General features: G+C 71.0%; 17 protein-coding genes. 10 read left to right on the top strand and 7 right to left on the bottom strand.

Translation table 11 applies throughout. The features are described from left to right. Positions 1-13 precede the first annotated feature (13 nt). The 4 genes from groL (at position 14) to ASC56_RS29140 (ending at position 4,508) form a co-directional block, all read left to right on the top strand. Positions 14-1,666, top strand: a complete 1,653-nt coding sequence (groL, locus tag ASC56_RS29155) for a chaperonin GroEL (RefSeq protein WP_055494565.1) — start codon at positions 14-16, stop codon at positions 1,664-1,666. Positions 1,667-1,817: 151 nt separating this feature from the next. Continuing rightward, a complete protein-coding gene (locus tag ASC56_RS29150; protein WP_079102777.1) occupies positions 1,818-3,158 on the top strand; it encodes an Nramp family divalent metal transporter in 1,341 nt (446 codons plus the stop codon). A gap of 139 nt (positions 3,159-3,297) precedes the next feature. Further along, entirely contained in the window at positions 3,298-4,212 is a 915-nt protein-coding gene (locus ASC56_RS29145; protein ID WP_055494564.1) for a HipA family kinase, read from the top strand. After that, a complete protein-coding gene (locus tag ASC56_RS29140; protein WP_055494563.1) occupies positions 4,209-4,508 on the top strand; it encodes a SelT/SelW/SelH family protein in 300 nt (99 codons plus the stop codon). Before ASC56_RS29145 ends, ASC56_RS29140 begins: the two co-directional genes overlap by 4 nt. 1 nt (position 4,509) lies before the next feature. On the opposite strand, the gene aceB is transcribed toward ASC56_RS29140, so the two are convergent. Further along, entirely contained in the window at positions 4,510-6,129 is a 1,620-nt protein-coding gene (gene aceB / locus ASC56_RS29135) for a malate synthase A (protein ID WP_055494562.1), read from the bottom strand. Between the two features lie 202 nt (positions 6,130-6,331). After that, positions 6,332-6,931 carry an NTP transferase domain-containing protein gene (locus tag ASC56_RS29130; protein ID WP_055494561.1) on the bottom strand — a complete coding sequence of 200 codons (600 nt, stop codon included), beginning with the start codon at positions 6,929-6,931 and terminating at the stop codon, positions 6,332-6,334. A gap of 208 nt (positions 6,932-7,139) precedes the next feature. Between ASC56_RS29130 and ASC56_RS29125 the strand changes: the two genes are divergently transcribed. Beyond that, positions 7,140-7,454, top strand: coding sequence for a DUF5955 family protein (locus ASC56_RS29125; RefSeq protein WP_079102776.1), 315 nt, complete (start codon positions 7,140-7,142; stop codon positions 7,452-7,454). A gap of 77 nt (positions 7,455-7,531) precedes the next feature. Here the strand turns inward: ASC56_RS29125 and ASC56_RS29120 are convergent, their stop codons facing one another. Continuing rightward, positions 7,532-8,335: an IclR family transcriptional regulator gene (locus tag ASC56_RS29120; RefSeq protein ID WP_055494559.1), complete on the bottom strand. Its 804-nt coding sequence runs from the start codon at positions 8,333-8,335 to the stop codon at positions 7,532-7,534. A gap of 271 nt (positions 8,336-8,606) precedes the next feature. Between ASC56_RS29120 and allB the strand changes: the two genes are divergently transcribed. Both allB and alc read left to right on the top strand, forming a co-directional pair. Continuing rightward, positions 8,607-9,944 (top strand): allantoinase AllB, encoded by a 1,338-nt coding sequence (gene allB, locus ASC56_RS29115; RefSeq protein WP_055494558.1) that lies wholly within the window; start codon positions 8,607-8,609, stop codon positions 9,942-9,944. A 51-nt stretch (positions 9,945-9,995) separates the two neighbouring features. Next, a complete protein-coding gene (gene alc, locus ASC56_RS29110; RefSeq protein ID WP_055494557.1) occupies positions 9,996-11,126 on the top strand; it encodes an allantoicase in 1,131 nt (376 codons plus the stop codon). 119 nt (positions 11,127-11,245) lie between these two features. Here the strand turns inward: alc and ASC56_RS29105 are convergent, their stop codons facing one another. Continuing rightward, on the bottom strand, positions 11,246-11,995 hold the full coding sequence (locus ASC56_RS29105) for an SDR family NAD(P)-dependent oxidoreductase (RefSeq protein WP_107309382.1): 750 nt from the start codon (positions 11,993-11,995) through the stop codon (positions 11,246-11,248). A gap of 101 nt (positions 11,996-12,096) precedes the next feature. On the opposite strand from ASC56_RS29105, the gene ASC56_RS29100 reads away from it, so the two are divergent. Further along, positions 12,097-12,909 (top strand): AIM24 family protein, encoded by an 813-nt coding sequence (locus ASC56_RS29100; protein WP_079102775.1) that lies wholly within the window; start codon positions 12,097-12,099, stop codon positions 12,907-12,909. 177 nt (positions 12,910-13,086) lie between these two features. Here ASC56_RS29100 and ASC56_RS29095 read toward each other — a convergent pair whose 3' ends face one another. Both ASC56_RS29095 and ASC56_RS29090 read right to left on the bottom strand, forming a co-directional pair. Beyond that, positions 13,087-13,488, bottom strand: coding sequence for a hypothetical protein (locus tag ASC56_RS29095; RefSeq protein ID WP_055494555.1), 402 nt, complete (start codon positions 13,486-13,488; stop codon positions 13,087-13,089). 85 nt (positions 13,489-13,573) lie between these two features. Further along, positions 13,574-14,290, bottom strand: coding sequence for a hypothetical protein (locus ASC56_RS29090; RefSeq protein WP_055494554.1), 717 nt, complete (start codon positions 14,288-14,290; stop codon positions 13,574-13,576). A gap of 322 nt (positions 14,291-14,612) precedes the next feature. Here ASC56_RS29090 and ASC56_RS29085 point away from each other — a divergent pair, with 322 nt between their 5' ends. Together ASC56_RS29085 and ASC56_RS29080 are read left to right on the top strand one after the other, a co-directional pair. Further along, complete coding sequence (locus ASC56_RS29085; RefSeq protein ID WP_055494553.1) at positions 14,613-15,374, top strand: SDR family NAD(P)-dependent oxidoreductase; 762 nt, start codon at positions 14,613-14,615, stop codon at positions 15,372-15,374. 26 nt (positions 15,375-15,400) lie between these two features. Then, a complete protein-coding gene (locus ASC56_RS29080; RefSeq protein WP_199836089.1) occupies positions 15,401-15,772 on the top strand; it encodes a MerR family transcriptional regulator in 372 nt (123 codons plus the stop codon). A gap of 128 nt (positions 15,773-15,900) precedes the next feature. Here ASC56_RS29080 and ASC56_RS29075 read toward each other — a convergent pair whose 3' ends face one another. Further along, positions 15,901-16,302 (bottom strand): hypothetical protein, encoded by a 402-nt coding sequence (locus tag ASC56_RS29075; protein ID WP_199836105.1) that lies wholly within the window; start codon positions 16,300-16,302, stop codon positions 15,901-15,903. Positions 16,303-16,665: the final 363 nt, after the last annotated feature.

The following is a 16,665-nucleotide window of genomic DNA, read 5'->3' as shown; positions in this document are numbered from 1 at the left end:
GGACGACACAGCCATGGCGAAGGAACTCCGCTTCAACGCCGAAGCGCGCGCACTCCTGGAGAGCGGGGTGAACGCGCTGGCCGACGCGGTGCGCGTGACCCTCGGACCCAAGGGCCGCAACGCGGTCCTGGAGAAGCTGACCGGGCCGCCCACCATCACCAACGACGGCGTCACCATCGCCCGGGAGATCCAGCTCAAGGACCCCTTCGCCAACATGGGCGCCCAGCTCGTCAAGGAGGTCGCCACCCGGACGAACGGCGACGTGGGGGACGGCACCACCACCGCGACCGTGCTCGCCCAGGCGATCGTCCGTGAAGGACTCAAGGCGGTCAACGACGGTGCCAATCCCGTGCTGTTGAAGAACGGCATCGAGGCCGCGGTGGCGGCCGCCGTCGAGTCGCTCGGCGCCCAGGCCCGGCCGGTGGTCGGCGACGACGAACTCGTCCGCGTGGCCGCGCTGTCCGCCAACAACGACCCCGCGATCGGCGAGACCATCGCCCAGGCCGTGGCGCGGGTCGGCCGCACCGGCGTCGTCACCGTCGAGGAGTCGTCGGTGTACGGCCTGAGCGTCGAGTACGCGGAGGGGCTGGAGTTCGACAACGGCTGGATCTCCCCGTACATGGTCACCGACCAGGGACGCATGGAGGCCGTCCTGGAGAACCCCTACCTCCTCTACTGCGACACGAAGATCACCAAGGTGCAGGAGCTGATGCCGGTCCTGGAGCAGGTGACGCGCACCGGCTCCCCGCTGGTCGTCGTCGCGGAGAACGTCGACGGACCCGCGCTCGGCATGCTCGTCACCAACGCGGCGCACGGCACGTTCCGTTCCCTCGCCGTGCGCGCGCCCGGCTTCGGCTTCCGGCGGATCGCCGAGCTGGAGGACCTGGCCGCGCTCACCGGCGGACGGGTCATCACGGGCACCGCGGGCCGAAGCCTGGAGGGCGTCACACTGGGCGACCTGGGCCGGGCCGAGAAGGTCATCGCCACCGAGCGCTCCACCACCGTCCTCGGCGGAGCGGGCGGCGACGAGCGCGTGGCCCAACGCATCGAGAACCTCAAGACCGAACTGGAGCGCGCCACCAACGACCACGACCGGGACAAGCTCGGCGAGCGCATCGCCAAGCTGTCCGGCGGGGTCGCCGTCATCCGCGTCGGCGCCGCGAGCGGCGTCGAGCTCAAGGAGAAGCAGATGCGGCTGGAGGACTCCCTCGCGGCGACGCGGGCGGCCGCCGAGGACGGCGTCGTCGCGGGCGGCGGCTCGGCACTGCTGCACGCCCGCGCCGACATCGCCGCACTTCCGCCGGCCGACGGCGACGCGGCGACCGGCCGCGCCATCGTCGCCAAGGCGCTGGCAGAACCGCTGCGCTGGATCGCCATCAACGCCGGTCTCGACCCCGACGAGGCCGAGGCGAAGACCGCGGCCCTGCCCGTCGGCAGCGGCCTGGACGCCCTTGGCGGTGACTACGCCGACCTGCATCGGCGGGGGATCATCGATCCCGTCATGGTCACCCGCAGCGCGCTGCTGAGCGCCGCGTCGATCGCCGCGCTGCTGCTGACGACCGAGACGTTGGTGGTCGAGGAGGTCATCGGCAACCCCGGCTCCATCCACTCCCCGGAGATCGGCGATCTGGCGGAGGGGCTGCCCCGGCCGTCCAACATCCCGTAGTGGGTGGGGTGTTGGCGTCCGCCGTGCTCGGTTCGTGGTCGGCTGCGGGTTCGTCGTGGCTGGTCGCGCCCACACGGCCAAGCCGCACATTGTCACAGCCCCGCGCCCCTCGGGGCGCGTTCCTCCCCGGCGAAACGGAGAGCAGCGCATCATGACGACCGAACAGTCCCCGGCGCGGTCGGGGCCGCTCGATCCGCCCATCACAGCGGGCTCCCTTGGCCGCACGCCCGGCGAGCGCCGCCCCCCGCTGCGCTCCGGCCTGTCGTACACCCTGCTCGGCCCGGCGTTCGTCGCCGCCGTCGCCTACGTCGATCCGGGCAACTTCGCCACGAACGTGCAGGCCGGCGCCGCCTTCGGGCCGCTGCTGCTGTGGGTGCTACTCACCGCGAACGTCGTGGCGATGCTGTTGCAGTACCTCTCCGCCAAGCTGGGCGTGGCCACCGGTATGAGCCTGCCGGAGCTGTGCCGGGCCCGCTATCGGCGGCCGGTGGTGTGGGGGCTGTGGGCGCAGGCGGAGGCGGTCGTCGTGATGACCGACCTCGCCGAGGTGGTCGGCGGCGCCATCGCCGTCCACCTGCTGTTCGGCCTCCCGCTGTGGCTGGGCGGTGTGGTCGTCGGCGTGGCCTCGCTGCTGTTGATGCCGATGCGCGGTCGCGGGCGGCGCCGCTTCGAGGTGCTGATGGCCGGGGGCCTGGCCTGTCTGCTCGCGCTCTTCCTGGGGCAGGTGCTCGGCGTCGGCGCCCCGCTCGCGACCGCGGCCGACGGGCTGATGCCCCGGCTGTCAGGCACCGAGAGCCTGGTGCTGGCCGGCGGCATCGTCGGCGCCACGGTCATGCCGCACGTCATCTATCTGCACTCGGCGCTCACCAGCGACCGCTACAGCCTCTCCCTCACTCCCGGCGCCGACGGGCCGCCGGACGACCCCGACCGACCTCTGCGCCACCGCCTCCTGCGCCATGTGCGGGCCGACGTACTGATCGCGATGGGCCTGGCGGGCGCCGTGAACGTGGCGCTGCTGGTGTCGGCGGCGACCCTGTTCCACCCCGGCGCTCCCCAGGCCGCCGACTCGCTCGCCGCGGCCCACGACGCGTACGGCAGCCGTGTCGGCCCGGCTGCCGCCCTCGCCTTCGCGCTGGCCCTGCTGGTGTCGGGCCTGGCCGGAACCAGCGTCGGCATGTACGCGGGCGAGGTGGTCATGGGCGGCTTCCTCGGCCGCCGAATCCCCGTACTGCTGCGCAGGACGGTCACCATGGCTCCCGCGATCGCGGTCCTCGCGGCCGGCGTCGGCCCCACCCGGAGCCTGGTGCTCAGCCAGATCATCCTGTCCTTCGGCATCCCCTTCGCCCTGATCCCGCTGGTCCTGCTCACCCGCGACCGGGCGGTCATGGGCCGCTGGGTCAACCGGCGCACGACCACATACGCCACCTGGGCGGTGAGCGTGGTCGTGGTGGCCCTCAACGCGGCGCTGCTGGTGAGCCTGTTCGCGGGCTGAGCGGCGAAACGAGACCCGACCTGAGCGCCGCTCCACGCCAGCTGTCACGCTCGGTTACTATGCTCACTTCATGCCGGAGCCCGGAGGTCGTAAGTCCCCAGATCCTCCCCAGGGCAAAGAAGATGAATAGCCTGAGAGAATGCTGACTGAGGTCACCGCAACCCGCTACCTCGCACCCCTGCGCTCGGGCGGCTCCGTCCCCGCAGTCATCGAAGCGGACGACCTCGGCACCTACGTCGTCAAGTTCACCGGCTCAGCGCAGGGCGTGAAGGCGCTCGTCGCCGAGGTGATCGTCGGGGAGCTGGCGCGCAGGCTCGGCCTGCGCGTCCCCGAGCTGGTCCTCGCCCACTTCGACCCGGCGATCGCCGCGCACGAACCGCACCAGGAGGTGCGCGACCTGCTGAACGCGAGCCCAGGCCTCAACCTCGGCATGGACTACCTCCCGGGCGCCCGCGACTTCACGCCCGAGGTCGCCAGGGCCTGCACGCTCGACCCGCTGGAGGCGGGCAGGATCATCTGGCTCGACGCCCTGACCGTGAACGTCGACCGCACGGTCCACAGCTCCAACCTCATGGTCTGGCCCACCTTCGGCACCGCGCCCCCGCGTCTGTGGCTCATCGACCACGGAGCCGCCCTGGTGTTCCACCACCGCTGGGACGCCTCGGCGCCGGAGAAGGCGTACGACTTCCGGCACCACGCCCTCGGCCACTTCGCCCCGGACACGCGGGCCGCCGACGCCGACCTGGCGCCGAGGGTGACCGAGGAGCTGCTGCGCGAGACGACCGCCGAGGTACCCGACGCGTGGCTGGCCGACGAGCCGGGCTTCGCGAGCCCCGCAGAGGTGCGGGACGCGTACGTGAACTACCTCTCGGCCCGGGTGAAGGCGTCCGAGGCCTGGCTGCCCACCGACTTCCCCACCCGGGAGGAACTCGCCGCCGAGGAGGCCCTGCGCGCGGCGCGGACACAGCGAGGCCGGCCGGACTGGCTCAAGCGGGTCCCGGACCTGCACGGCAAACCGGCGGCGGAACAGGATTGGTCGGTGCACCTGGGATGACGCAGACCCCTCCAGTGGAGACCCACAGCGTCCAGATCGAGTACTGCACCCAGTGCCGCTGGCTGCCGCGCGCCGCCTGGCTGGCCCAGGAGCTGCTCACGACGTTCGAGGCCGAGCTGACGGAGCTGTCCCTGAAGCCCGGCACGGGGGGTGTCTTCATCGTGCGGGTCGACGACGAGATCGTCTGGGACCGCCGCGAGCAGGGGTTCCCGGAGCCCACGGCGGTCAAGCGTCTCGTACGCGACCGAGTGGCCCCGGGCAAACCCCTGGGCCACTCGGAGAGGACGGCCGAGTGACTCAACCCGCCAGCTGCTCGTACGCCGGCAGCGTCAGGAAGTCCGCGTAGTCCTCGTCCAGGGCGACCTGGAGGAGCAGGTCGTGGGCCTGCTGCCAGTGGCCGGCCGCGAAGGCCTCCGCGCCGATCTCGGCCTCGATGTTCCCCAGCTCCTCGGCGGCGACCCTGCGGGCCAGCTCGGGGGTCGCCTTCTCGCCGTTCTCGAACTCGACGCCCGCGTTGATCCACTGCCAGATCTGCGAGCGGGAGATCTCGGCGGTGGCCGCGTCCTCCATGAGGTTGAAGATGGCGACCGCGCCCAGACCGCGCAGCCACGCCTCGATGTAGCGGATGCCGACCTGCACGGCGTTGACCAGGCCCGCGTATGTCGGCCTGGCGCCGAGGGAGTCGATGGCGATCAGATCGGCCGCCTTGACGTCGACGTCCTCGCGCAGCCGGTCCTTCTGGTGCGGCCTGGCGCCGAGGACCTTGTCGAAGGACTCCATCGCGATCGGCACCAGGTCGGGGTGGGCGACCCAGGAGCCGTCGAAGCCGTCGCCCGCCTCGCGGTCCTTGTCGGCACGGACCTTCTCGAAGGCGACCCTGTTGACCTCGGGGTCCCTGCGGGAGGGGATGAACGCCGCCATGCCACCGATCGCGTGCGCGCCCCGCTTGTGACAGGTGCGGACGAGGAGTTCGGTGTACGCGCGCATGAACGGGGCGGTCATCGTGACCGCGTTGCGGTCCGGAAGGACGAACTTCGGCCCGCCGTCACGGAAGTTCTTCACGATGGAGAAGAGGTAGTCCCAGCGGCCCGCGTTCAGCCCGGAGGCGTGGTCGCGCAGTTCGTAGAGGATCTCCTCCATCTCGTACGCCGCCGTGATCGTCTCGATCAGGACGGTGGCGCGGATGGTGCCCTGCGGGATGCCGACGTGCTCCTGGGCGAAGACGAAGACGTCGTTCCAGAGTCGGGCCTCCAGGTGCGACTCCGTCTTCGGCAGGTAGAAGTACGGGCCCTTGCCGAGGTCGAGCAGGCGCCGCGCGTTGTGGAAGAAGTACAGGCCGAAGTCCACGAAGGCGCCCGGGACCTGTTCGCCGTCCACCTGGAGGTGACGCTCATTCAGATGCCAGCCGCGCGGGCGCATGACGACCGTCGCCAGCTCCTCGTTCGGACGCAGGGCGTACCGCTTGCCCGAGTTCGGGTCCGTGAAGTCGATGTTCCGGGTGTAGGCGTCGATCAGGTTGAGCTGACCGAGGACCACGTTCTCCCAGGTGGGCGCGGAGGCGTCCTCGAAGTCGGCGAGCCACACCTTCGCGCCGGAGTTCAGCGCGTTGATGGTCATCTTGCGGTCGGTGGGGCCGGTGATCTCCACGCGGCGGTCGTCGAGGGCCGCCGGCGCGGGGGCCACGCTCCAGGAGTCGTCCGCGCGGATGGCGGTGGTCTCCGGGAGGAAGTCGAGCGTCGAGGTACGGGCGATCTCCGCGCGGCGCTCCGCCCGGCGGGCGAGCAGCTCGTCACGCCGCGGGGTGAACCGGCGGTGCAGCTCGGCCACGAAGGCGAGGGCCGCCTCGGTGAGGACCTCGTCCTGCCGGGGCAGGGGCTCGGCGTCGACGACGACCGGCGACGGCGCGGGTGCGGACATGAGCTGTCACTTCCTTCGGCGAGCTGACGTGGGGACGCCGCGGCACTGGGTGCCAGGCAGTGCAGATGCGGCTGACCACGCCCGGTGAGTAGGCAGGCGCTTCTGATCTGTGGATACTAGTTTCCTCATAGTGGAAGTTCAATGCTCTGTTGATGTCGAGATTCTCCGCCTCGAGGCAAGGTGGCGCTCGGTGCCACCTCGTTCACTCAAGGTGGACCAGGTCGCTCTGTCTGTCGAGGTCGTACGGCTGTGCGACGTCTGCGCACTCCACGAGCGTGAGGACGTCCTCGTGCGTCTTCAGATAGGCGCGTGCCCCGCGGTCTCCCGTGGCGGTGGCCGCGACACCGGCCCAGTGGGCGGAGCCGAGCAGGACCGGATGCCCGCGCACGCCTTCGTACGCGGCCGAGGCCAGTGACGTCTCGTCGGTGTACGCGGCCAGGACACGGGCCACCGCCGCCGGGCCGATACCGGGCTGGTCGACGAGGGAGACCAGGGCGGCCGTGGCGCCCGTCCCGGCGAGCGAGCCGAGGCCGGCCCGCAGGGAGGAGCCCATCCCCTGCTCCCAGTCCGGGTTGTCCACCAGGACACAGCCGGACAGGTCCGCCCGCTCGCGCACGGCGTCGGCCGCCGCACCCAGCACCACATGCACCCGGTCGCACCCGGCCGCGCGCAGGACCCCCACCGCGTGCTCCACGAGAGGCCGCCCCCGGTGCCCGAGCAGGGCCTTGGGCCGTCCGCCCAGCCGCCGCCCGCCGCCGGCCGCCAGGAGCAGCCCGGCGACCTGGTGTTCGTTGTCCGTCATACCTCCTGCATACCTGACCCGTGGTGGCCGTGTGCCTCCCCGTGCGGAAGGACCGCCGGGTTTCCCGGGGCTGAATTTCCGTCCCGACAGTGGCGTCCGGCGTGCCGGGTGGCGTTTACTGGCCCGCGTCCCCGGCGCCCGACCAACGCCACGGGGCACCGGGTGACATACCGAAGCCGCGCGCACGAAGAGGTGCGAGGGGGGAGCTGTGTTGCGGAGCTTGGGGCAGAGGTCGGTGACCGGCAGCGAAGAGGACCCGAGAGTGGCGGAACTGCGGACCGCTGTGTCCCGGCTGCGCCGTGAACTCGCCGCGCATCCCGCCGAGTTCCCCGACCGGCCCATCGCCGAGGACGAACTCGCCGCGCTCGCCGCGATGGCCGTGACCGGCGCCCCCGAGATACCGCGCCTGCGCCGCTCCCTGCTGTTGATCGCCGGTGCGATCGGCTCGGTCAGCGCTCTGGCCGGGAGCCTCGCCGACGTGCGCAACGCGGTGGAACTCTTCGGGGAGACGCCGCGCGGTTGACGGCCGGGCGCGGGCCGTAGCGTACGACGACGGCCCCCGGCCGTGGGGCCGGGGGCCGGACGCACACCCGCAGTGGCTCAGACGGCCGGACCCGAACTCGCCAGGGTCTGGGAGAGTTCAGCCGCCACCTGCTGGAGGACCGGCACGATCCGTTCCGTCGCGTCCTCCGTGACCCGGCCCGCCGGGCCGGAGATGGAGATCGCCGCGGCGGTCGGGGAGTCGGGCACGGACACCGCGAGGCAGCGGACTCCTATCTCCTGCTCGTTGTCGTCGACCGCGTAACCGAGTCGGCGCACCTCCTCCAGCGCGGCGAGGAACGCCTCGGGGGTGGTGATCGTCTTCTCGGTCGCCGCGGGCATGCCCGTGCGGGCGAGCAGGGCGCGGACCTGCTCCGGCGCCTCCGTCGCGAGCAGCGCCTTGCCCACGCCCGTCGAGTGCGGCAGCACCCGCCGGCCCACCTCGGTGAACATCCGCATCGAATGCCTGGACGGCACCTGCGCCACGTACACGACCTCGTCGCCGTCGAGCAGTGCCATGTTCGCGGTCTCGCCGGTCTCCTCGACCAGCCGTGCGAGATAGGGGCGCGCCCAGGTGCCGAGCAGCCGCGACGCCGACTCGCCGAGCCGGATCAGGCGGGGGCCGAGCGCATAGCGGCGGTTGGGCTGCTGGCGTACGTAACCGCAGGCCACCAGCGTGCGCATCAGGCGGTGGATGGTGGGCAGCGGCAGCCCGCTGCTCGCGGACAGCTCGCTGAGGCCGACCTCGCCGCCCGCGTCCGCCATCCGCTCCAGCAGGTCGAAGGCGCGCTCGAGGGACTGGACACCACCGCTGGCGGCGGACTTGGCGGGGGCGTCGCTGGCGCTGGACGTCGGCGTCGGCACGGCGCGCTCCTTTCGGAACTGGCAGGAGGGGCCAAAGCCTACCCGGCAGCGGGTTGACTCCCTGCTCGTGCATCGCTACGTTCTGCTGGACGGAATTCTAATTCCGTGTTGTGGAAACGTCCAACTGGGCGCGTCCAGAGTCCCGGCGCGAACCAGGCCCTTGACGGCACCGGGAGCGGGAGTGAAGACTCCTTCAACAGAACGTTGAATTCCGTTACGTGGAGGTAAATCCCGCGGACCGGAAGCGGAACGGCGGCAGAGAGGGGTCCGGGTGTCCGACGCTGAACTGGTGCTGCGCTCGACGCGCGTCATCACCCCCGAAGGGACGCGGGCCGCGTCGGTCACCGTCGCCGGGGGCACGATCACGGCCGTACTGCCGTACGACGCCGACGTACCGGCCGGAGCCCGTCTGGAGGACCTCGGCGACGACGTCCTGCTGCCGGGTCTGGTCGACACCCACGTGCACGTCAACGACCCCGGCCGCACCGAGTGGGAAGGCTTCTGGACCGCCACGCGCGCGGCGGCGGCCGGTGGTGTCACCACCCTGATCGACATGCCGCTCAACTCCGTGCCGCCGACCACCACGGTCGACCACCTCCGTACCAAGCGGCACGTCGCCCGGGACAAGGCCCATGTCGACGTCGGCTTCTGGGGCGGTGCGCTGCCCGACAACGTCAAGGACCTGCGGCCGCTGCACGACGCGGGCGTCTTCGGCTTCAAGGCGTTCCTGTCGCCGTCGGGCGTGGACGAGTTCCCGCACCTCGACCAGGAGCAACTCGCCCGGTCGCTGGCCGAGATCGCCGGCTTCGGCGGACTGCTCATCGTGCACGCCGAGGACCCGCACCACCTGGCCGCCGCCCCGCAACAGGGCGGCCCGAAGTACGCCGACTTCCTCGCGAGCCGGCCGCGCGACGCGGAGGACACGGCCATCGCGCACCTCATCGCGCAGGCGAAGCGGCTCGACGCGCGCGTGCACGTGCTCCACCTGTCCTCCGGCGACGCGCTGCCGCTGATCGCCGCCGCCCGGGCCGAGGGCGTCCGGATCACGGTGGAGACCTGCCCGCACTACCTCACTCTGACCGCCGAGGAAGTCCCGGACGGCGCGAGCGAGTTCAAATGCTGCCCGCCCATCCGTGAGGCCGCCAACCAGGACCTGCTGTGGCAGGCGCTGGCGGACGGCACGATCGACTGCGTGGTCACCGACCACTCCCCGTCGACCGCCGACCTGAAGACCGACGACTTCGCGACCGCCTGGGGCGGCATCTCCGGTCTGCAGCTGAGCCTGCCGGCCGTCTGGACGCAGGCCCGCGCGCGCGGCCACGGCCTCGAGGACGTGGTCCGCTGGATGTCCGCGAGTACGGCGCGGCTGGCGGGGCTCGACCGCAAGGGCGCCATCGAGGCGGGCCGCGACGCCGACTTCGCCGTCCTCGCGCCCGACCAGACCTTCACCGTGGACCCGGCGGCCCTCCAGCACCGCAACCGGGTCACGGCCTACGCGGGCAGGACCCTGTGCGGCGTCGTCAAGTCCACGTGGCTGCGCGGCGAGCGCATCGTGGCGGACGGCGCGTTCACCGAGCCGAAGGGCCGACTGCTCGGCAGAACCGACTGATTCCCTCCCGCACCCGACAGCGGCCGACCCCGAAAGGACGACCTGATCACCGTGACGGCGCAGCAGCAATCCGGCTTCACCGGCTTCACCGGCGACGCGAACCCGTACGGAGGCGGCGACCCCTACGCGGACTACCGCACCGCCGACTTCCCCTTCACCCGGTACGCCAACCTCGCCGACCGGGGACTCGGCGCCGGGGTCGTCGCCGCCAACGACGAGTTCTTCGCCGAGCGCGAGAACCTGCTGGTGCCCGAGCGCGCCGAGTTCGACCCCGAGCACTTCGGGCACAAGGGCAAGGTCATGGACGGCTGGGAGACCCGGCGCCGCCGCGGCGCCTCGGCCGAGCACCCGTGGCCCACGGCGCAGGACCACGACTGGGCGGTCGTCCGTCTCGGCGCGCCCGGCGTCATCCGAGGCATCGTCGTCGACACCGCCCACTTCCGGGGCAACTACCCGCAGGCCGTGTCCATCGAGGCAACGTCGGTGACCGGCTCCCCGTCACCGGAGGAGCTGCTGTCCGACGACGTGAAGTGGACGACGCTCGTCCCGCGCACACCGGTCGGCGGCCACGCGGCCAACGGCTTCGAGGTGAACGTCGAACAGCGCTTCACGCACCTGCGGGTCAACCAGCACCCCGACGGCGGCATCGCGCGCCTGCGCGTGTACGGCGAAGTGGCGCCGGATCCGGCCTGGCTGGAGGTGCTGGGCACCTTCGACGTCGTGTCCCTGGAGAACGGGGGCCGGGTCGAGGACGCCTCCGACCTCTTCTACTCGCCGGCCACCAACAGCATCCAGCCCGGCCGCTCCCGCAAGATGGACGACGGCTGGGAGACGCGGCGCCGCCGCGACCGGGGCCACGACTGGGTCCGCTACCGACTGGCCGCCCAGGCGCAGATCCGGGCGCTGGAGATCGACACCGCCTGCCTGAAGGGGAACGCGGCGGGCTGGGCGTCGGTCTCGGTCAAGGACGGCGAGGACGGTGAGTGGCGCGAGATCCTCCCGCGCACCCGCCTCCAGCCCGACACGAACCACCGTTTCGTTCTGCCGGCCCCCGCCGTCGGCACCCACGCGCGCGTGGACATCTTCCCGGACGGAGGCATCTCCCGCCTGCGCCTGTTCGGCTCCCTCACCAGTGAGGGCGCATCGCGCCTGGCGGCACGGCACCAGGAACTGGGTGGCTGAGAGCTCGCGATCGCACGCACCAGACCCAGCGAGCTGATCGGACTCCGATTCCGCACGACCATGCGCGGCGGTGATCTCACGCGCGCTCGGTCCGTTGCCTCACCCGAGTGGCAGTACCTTCACGCGGCGTGCCCGCCGTCCACCGAGAGTTCGGCGCCCGTGACGTAGGCCGCGTCCGCGCCCGCGAGATACGTCACCATGGACGCCACCTCCTCCGCCGTCCCGAAGCGGCCCAGCGCGGTCATCGCCGCCTGACCCGGCGCGTGCGGGCCGTCCGCCGGGTTCATGCCGGTGTCGACGGGACCCGGGTGGACAAGGTTCGCCGTGATCCCGCGCGGGCCGAGTTCTCGTGCGAGCGCCTTGGTCAGACCGATCAGGGCCGCCTTGCTGGTCGCGTACAGGGTCCCACCGGGTCCCGGCACGCGCTGGGTCATACAGGTGCCGACGGTGATGATCCGGCCGCCGCGCGGCAGGCGCGCCGCCGCCGCCTGGGAAGCCAGGAAGGCCGCGCGGACGTTCACGGCCAGGACCTGGTCGACGTCGGCGAGCGACAGGTTCTCCAGGGGGCCCAGAACTCCCACCCCCACGTTGTTCACCAGGACGTCGAGCCCGCCCAGCGCCTCGGCCGCACGCTCCACGGCACCCGCCGCCTCCCGCGCGTCCACGGCGTCCGCCCGCAGGGCCACCGCCCGGCGGCCCAGCCCCTCGACGGCCCGTACGACGTCTTCGGCCGCCTCCTTGCCGTTCAGGTAGGTGACGGCCACGTCCGCGCCTTCCCGGGCCAGCCGCACCACCGTGGCCGCACCGATGCCGCGGCTGCCGCCGGTCACCAGGGCCACCTTGCCGTTCAGGGTTCCTTGAGAGGTCATGGGGTCCATCCCAGCAGTCCTCGTCCCGAGGCACCGGCGGCGAACGGACATCGACTTCGGCCGCCCGGAACTCTTCGGTCCGTCCGCCGCGTTCTCTCCTCGTGACCCTTCGGCAAGAGATCGTCGGCAACGCCATGCAGATGGCGGTCGTCAACCTGCACCCCGGCCAGACCGTGTACTGCGAGGCGGGCAAGTTCCTCTTCAAGACGACGAACGTGACCATGGAGACGCGCCTGTCCGGTCCGTCGAACGGCGGGCAGGCCCAGGGCGGCTCCGGCGGCGGCATGGGCGGACTGCTGCGCCAGGCCATGGGCACCGCCATGCAGGTCGGCCAGCGCGCGCTCGCGGGCGAGTCGCTGGCGTTCCAGTACTTCACGGCACAGGGCGGCGAGGGCACCGTCGGCTTCGCGGGCGTACTCCCCGGCGAGATGCGCGCCCTGGAACTGGACGGCACGCGCGCGTGGTTCGCGGAGAAGGACGCCTTCGTCGCCGCCGAGTCGACCGTCGACTTCGGCATCGCCTTCCAGGGCGGGCGCACCGGCATGAGCGGCGGCGAGGGCTTCATCCTGGAGAAGTTCACCGGGTACGGGACGGTGATCATCGCCGGCGCGGGCAACTTCATCGACCTCGACCCCGCCGACTTCGGCGGACGCATCGAGGTCGACACCGGGTGCGTCGTCGCCTTCCAGGAGGGCATCCAGTACGGCGTCCAGCGTGTCGGCGGCCTCAACCGCCAGGGGATCATGAACATGGTCTTCGGCGGCGAGGGCCTGTCCCTGGCCACCCTGGAGGGCAACGGCCGGGTCATCCTGCAGTCCCTCACCATCGAGAGTCTCGCCAACGCCCTCAAGAAGGCCCAGGGCGGCGACAAGCAGGGACCGACGGGCGGACTGTTCTCGACGAACGCGGGATGAGCGCGCCCTCCGCTCGTACGAACCGGCGGGCCGCCCGCAGTACGGCCCGGGTCCGCCGGGGGTTCCGCCACCTCCGCGCCAGGCCCCCGTCCCGCGGGTGTGCCGATCAAGCTCAGGTGTCACAGCGTCTTTCCGCGGGGTCCTCCCAGGCCGGGTCCACGGGGACGTTCCAGCCTCTCAGCATGGAAAGGATCTCCGCCCGGGTCTTCGGCCGGGCGAACCGGAAGGCGCGGTCGAGTACCGCTCTGCTCTCCAGCAGAGTCTCCAGGAAGTGAAGTGGGCCGTGTCCACCAACTCGCCCTCAGGGCTTTCCTCCAGCCCTTCGATGAATTCGAAACAGCGCGCCAGGAATTCCTCCTGGTCGAGGGTGATCTGGGTGGAATTCATCAGGGGCTTGAACAGCGGGTAGACGAGCACCTCGGACAGGAACGTGCCGGGGTGGGTGTTGACCTGATCCCAGTGGGTCACCTGCGAAGCACGCATGCCGTGGCGTTGGGCCGCCTTGTCGACGTGGGGCGTTACTTCGGGGAGGAGCCGCACAAGCCGCTCCACCAGTTCCCCGGAGGGGATTCCTTGCATGTTCGTACTCCTTCGTTCCGAGCAGCAAATTACCGCGCCGCCTGCCGGGAAGACTTCCCCGGCCGGCGGCGTCTTCGGCAGATGTTCAGGCCATCGGGGTCACCACATAGCAGTCACCGAAGAAGACACACCCCGCGCCCTGTCCGTCGGGCACGACGTCCAGCGGGTCCGTCAGGGACTCCGACAGTTGCTTCGACGCTTCCTTGAATCCGTAGTTGTAGATGTCCACCGGATACTGTGCGGCGTTGAGGGCGCCGCCCACCACCCCGAACGCCTTGGCGAAGCCCCGGCCCTTGATCCTCTCACCCGAGGGCACGGCGCGCTGGGGGGCCTTGAGGTGGAGGTTCTCGGGAACGGCGAACTTCTGTCCCGTGACCTCGCTCATCGATTCCGCCGAGATGACGGTCTTGATGAGTTTGGACACCGTCTTCGCGAACTCAGGTTTGGCCTGCACGTTCTTCGTCACCACCCCGGCGACGTCGTCCGCGTTGAGGGCCGTCCAGAGTTCCTTCGACTCATTGAGCGCGACCTTTCGGTCGGCGTCGGAGAGAATTCCCTTTCCGGTGTTCTCCTTCGCCTTGCGGTCGTCCTCCAGCAGGTCACGCAGACCGCCCAGCTTGGCGACGGCCTTCTCGATGTGCCATTTCGATCCGTCGCCGCCGAAGCCCTTGCCCTCGTTCAGCTCCTCGATCAGTGCCGTGGCGGTCTTGCCGTCGCCCACCACGTCCGAGTCCGCGACCATCGGCCGGATGTAGAGCTCCTCGATGATGTCCTTGAGACGCTGGTTCTCCGATTCGGCCAAGGCGTTGTGCCTGTGCCGAGAACACCCAGGCCGTCTTCCTCGGCAACCCCCGGCTCTCCAAGCCCGCAACGGGCGCGAGCCCAGGCGGCGTTCGACCGCGCCACCCGCATCGTCGCCGAGATCGACGCCGCCGCGCGTCCCAGGGACCACTCATGACGCACGACCGCCACACGGAGACCGAGGATCGGATCCGCACCGCGATTCGGTCGAGTCCGCCCCACACGCCACGGTCCACGCTCCCGGCCCGATGAGTCTTGGACCGGCGGGCCCCACCGGGCGCCGGTTGACCTTGCCACTGGCGGCAGGGTTGAACGATCACGGCATGGACACCAGCACCGCACCGCAGAGCAGCAGGATCGTCGCCGTCACCGGGGTCGGCACCGGGATCGGTCGGGCCACCGCCCGGGCCTTCGCCGCCGAGGGTGCCCGCGTGTTCGCCGTGGGCCGGCGAGCCGAACCGCTCCACGAGACCGCCGCCGGTCACGAGCGGATCACCCCGCTGGCCGCGGACATCACCGCCGCGGGAGAGCCTGAGCGAATCATCCATACGGTGCGGGAGCTGCACGGCCGATTGGATGTGCTGGTCAACAACGCCGGTATCGTGCGCAGTGGTGCCCTCGGCATCCTCACACCGGAGACGATCGCCCCGCAGATCGCCACCAATCTGATCGCACCGATCCTGCTGACCCAGGCCGCGCTACCCCTCCTGGAAGCGACCGGCGGAGTGATCGTCAACGTGAGCACATCGGTGGGGCAGCGGGCCTGGCCCGGCAGCTCGGTCTACGCGGCGACCAAGACCGCGCTGGAACTGCTGACCCGCAGCTGGGCGGTCGAACTGGCCCCCCGCAGCATCCGCGTGGTCGCGGTCGCCCCCGGCGCGATCGACACCCCGATCGGCGAGCACCAGGGCCTGACGCCGCAGCGGAGGGCCGCAGTGCGGGAATGGCAGCTGGCCCACACCCCGCTGCGTCGTATCGGTCAGCCCGAGGAGGTGGCCTGGGCCATCACCCAACTCGCCTCACCGGCTGCGTCGTTCGTCACCGGAGTCGTGCTCCCGGTCGACGGCGGGGCGGTCGTGGCGTGATAGGAGTGGCCGGGGAGGCGGAACGAGTGAGGATCGGCGAGCTCGCCAAGGCGACCGGGGCGACCCCCCGTGCGCTGCGGCACTACGAACAGGCCGGGCTGATCTCCTGCGAGCGGGCCCCCAACGGCTACCGCATCTACGACGAACGGGCAGTGGTGCGGGTCCGCAACATCCGCCACCTGCTGGCCGCCGGACTCACCCTCGACGACGTGCAGGTGTTCCTGCCCTGTCTGGACGGCGAGGTGGCTGTCGCACCGCCGTCGGACAAGGGCCTGCGAGTCGCGTTGGAACGGCTGGCGGTCCTCAACGAACGGATCGCCGCCCAGACCGAGGCCCGCGACCGGCTGGCAGCCGCACTTCGACACAAGACCGGCGGCCGGATCCCCCCAGTGGCCTGACCCAGTTGTCCCACGGCCGAGACCGAAGAACTGACGGAGCACGATGAGACCGTCCCATCTGGACATGTCCCATGCCCGGCCATCTCGCGTAGCCGAAGAGCGTGTGTCGAAACTCACCTGACGACGAGTCACCGACTTTGATGTCCGACGGGACTTGGTTTGCGGGTGGTGTCGGGCTGGCGTTCTTCGGCGATCCATTGGGCGAGAGAGGTCAGTGTGGTTTGGGCGCTGTCAGCCATGTAGTCGCGCAGTGCGCTGAGTTGGCTGCGGGTGGTGCCCAGCACGGGGTCGAGGCGGAGGAGTTGCCAGGACTGCTGGACGACGGTGCCGCGTCCTTGAGGGTGGAAGGTCCAGCTCCATCGCACGATGCCGTCTTCGGCGCCGCCGACGACAAAGGTGACGGCGGCGCCGGGGTCGGCCCGCGTGATCTGGGAGCGGGTGGTCCACTGCTTGCCGTCCCTGTGGTTGCGTGCCTCGGTGACCGCGCTGGATATTGGCTGGTCGTCAGCCCAGCCGGTGACTTCGATCACGCCGGGGCGCGCTCCGGCCGGTACTCCGTCGCCGACGGCAACATGGCCAGCCGCATCTCCGACTGTGACTTCGCGCTCGCCCTGCTCGACGAGATCGACACTCCTCGTCACCACCGCACGCACATCGGTGTCGAAGGGGCGTGACCGGAGCAGGCTGGCGACTCCGAGGCGTGCCGCGTGGGCGGCGGCACAGCCCGACGGCGTCGGCCGAACTCCCTCGCGCCGCGGCCGATGATGCGGAGGGCGCGCGGGGCGAGACGTTCGGTGCCGAACGGACGGTGCCGGTGATGAACCGTGCTGCCGCCGTACGGACTCGCCTTCGATCGCGGGGCCGGGAGGTCGCTGAGTACTGGCATGGCTCAG

The organism is Streptomyces sp. TP-A0356 (assembly GCF_001417775.1).
Lineage (GTDB): Bacteria > Actinomycetota > Actinomycetes > Streptomycetales > Streptomycetaceae > Streptomyces.
The sequence above is the reverse complement of the archived record's forward strand: the minus strand, read 5'-3'. Positions and strand labels throughout refer to the sequence as shown.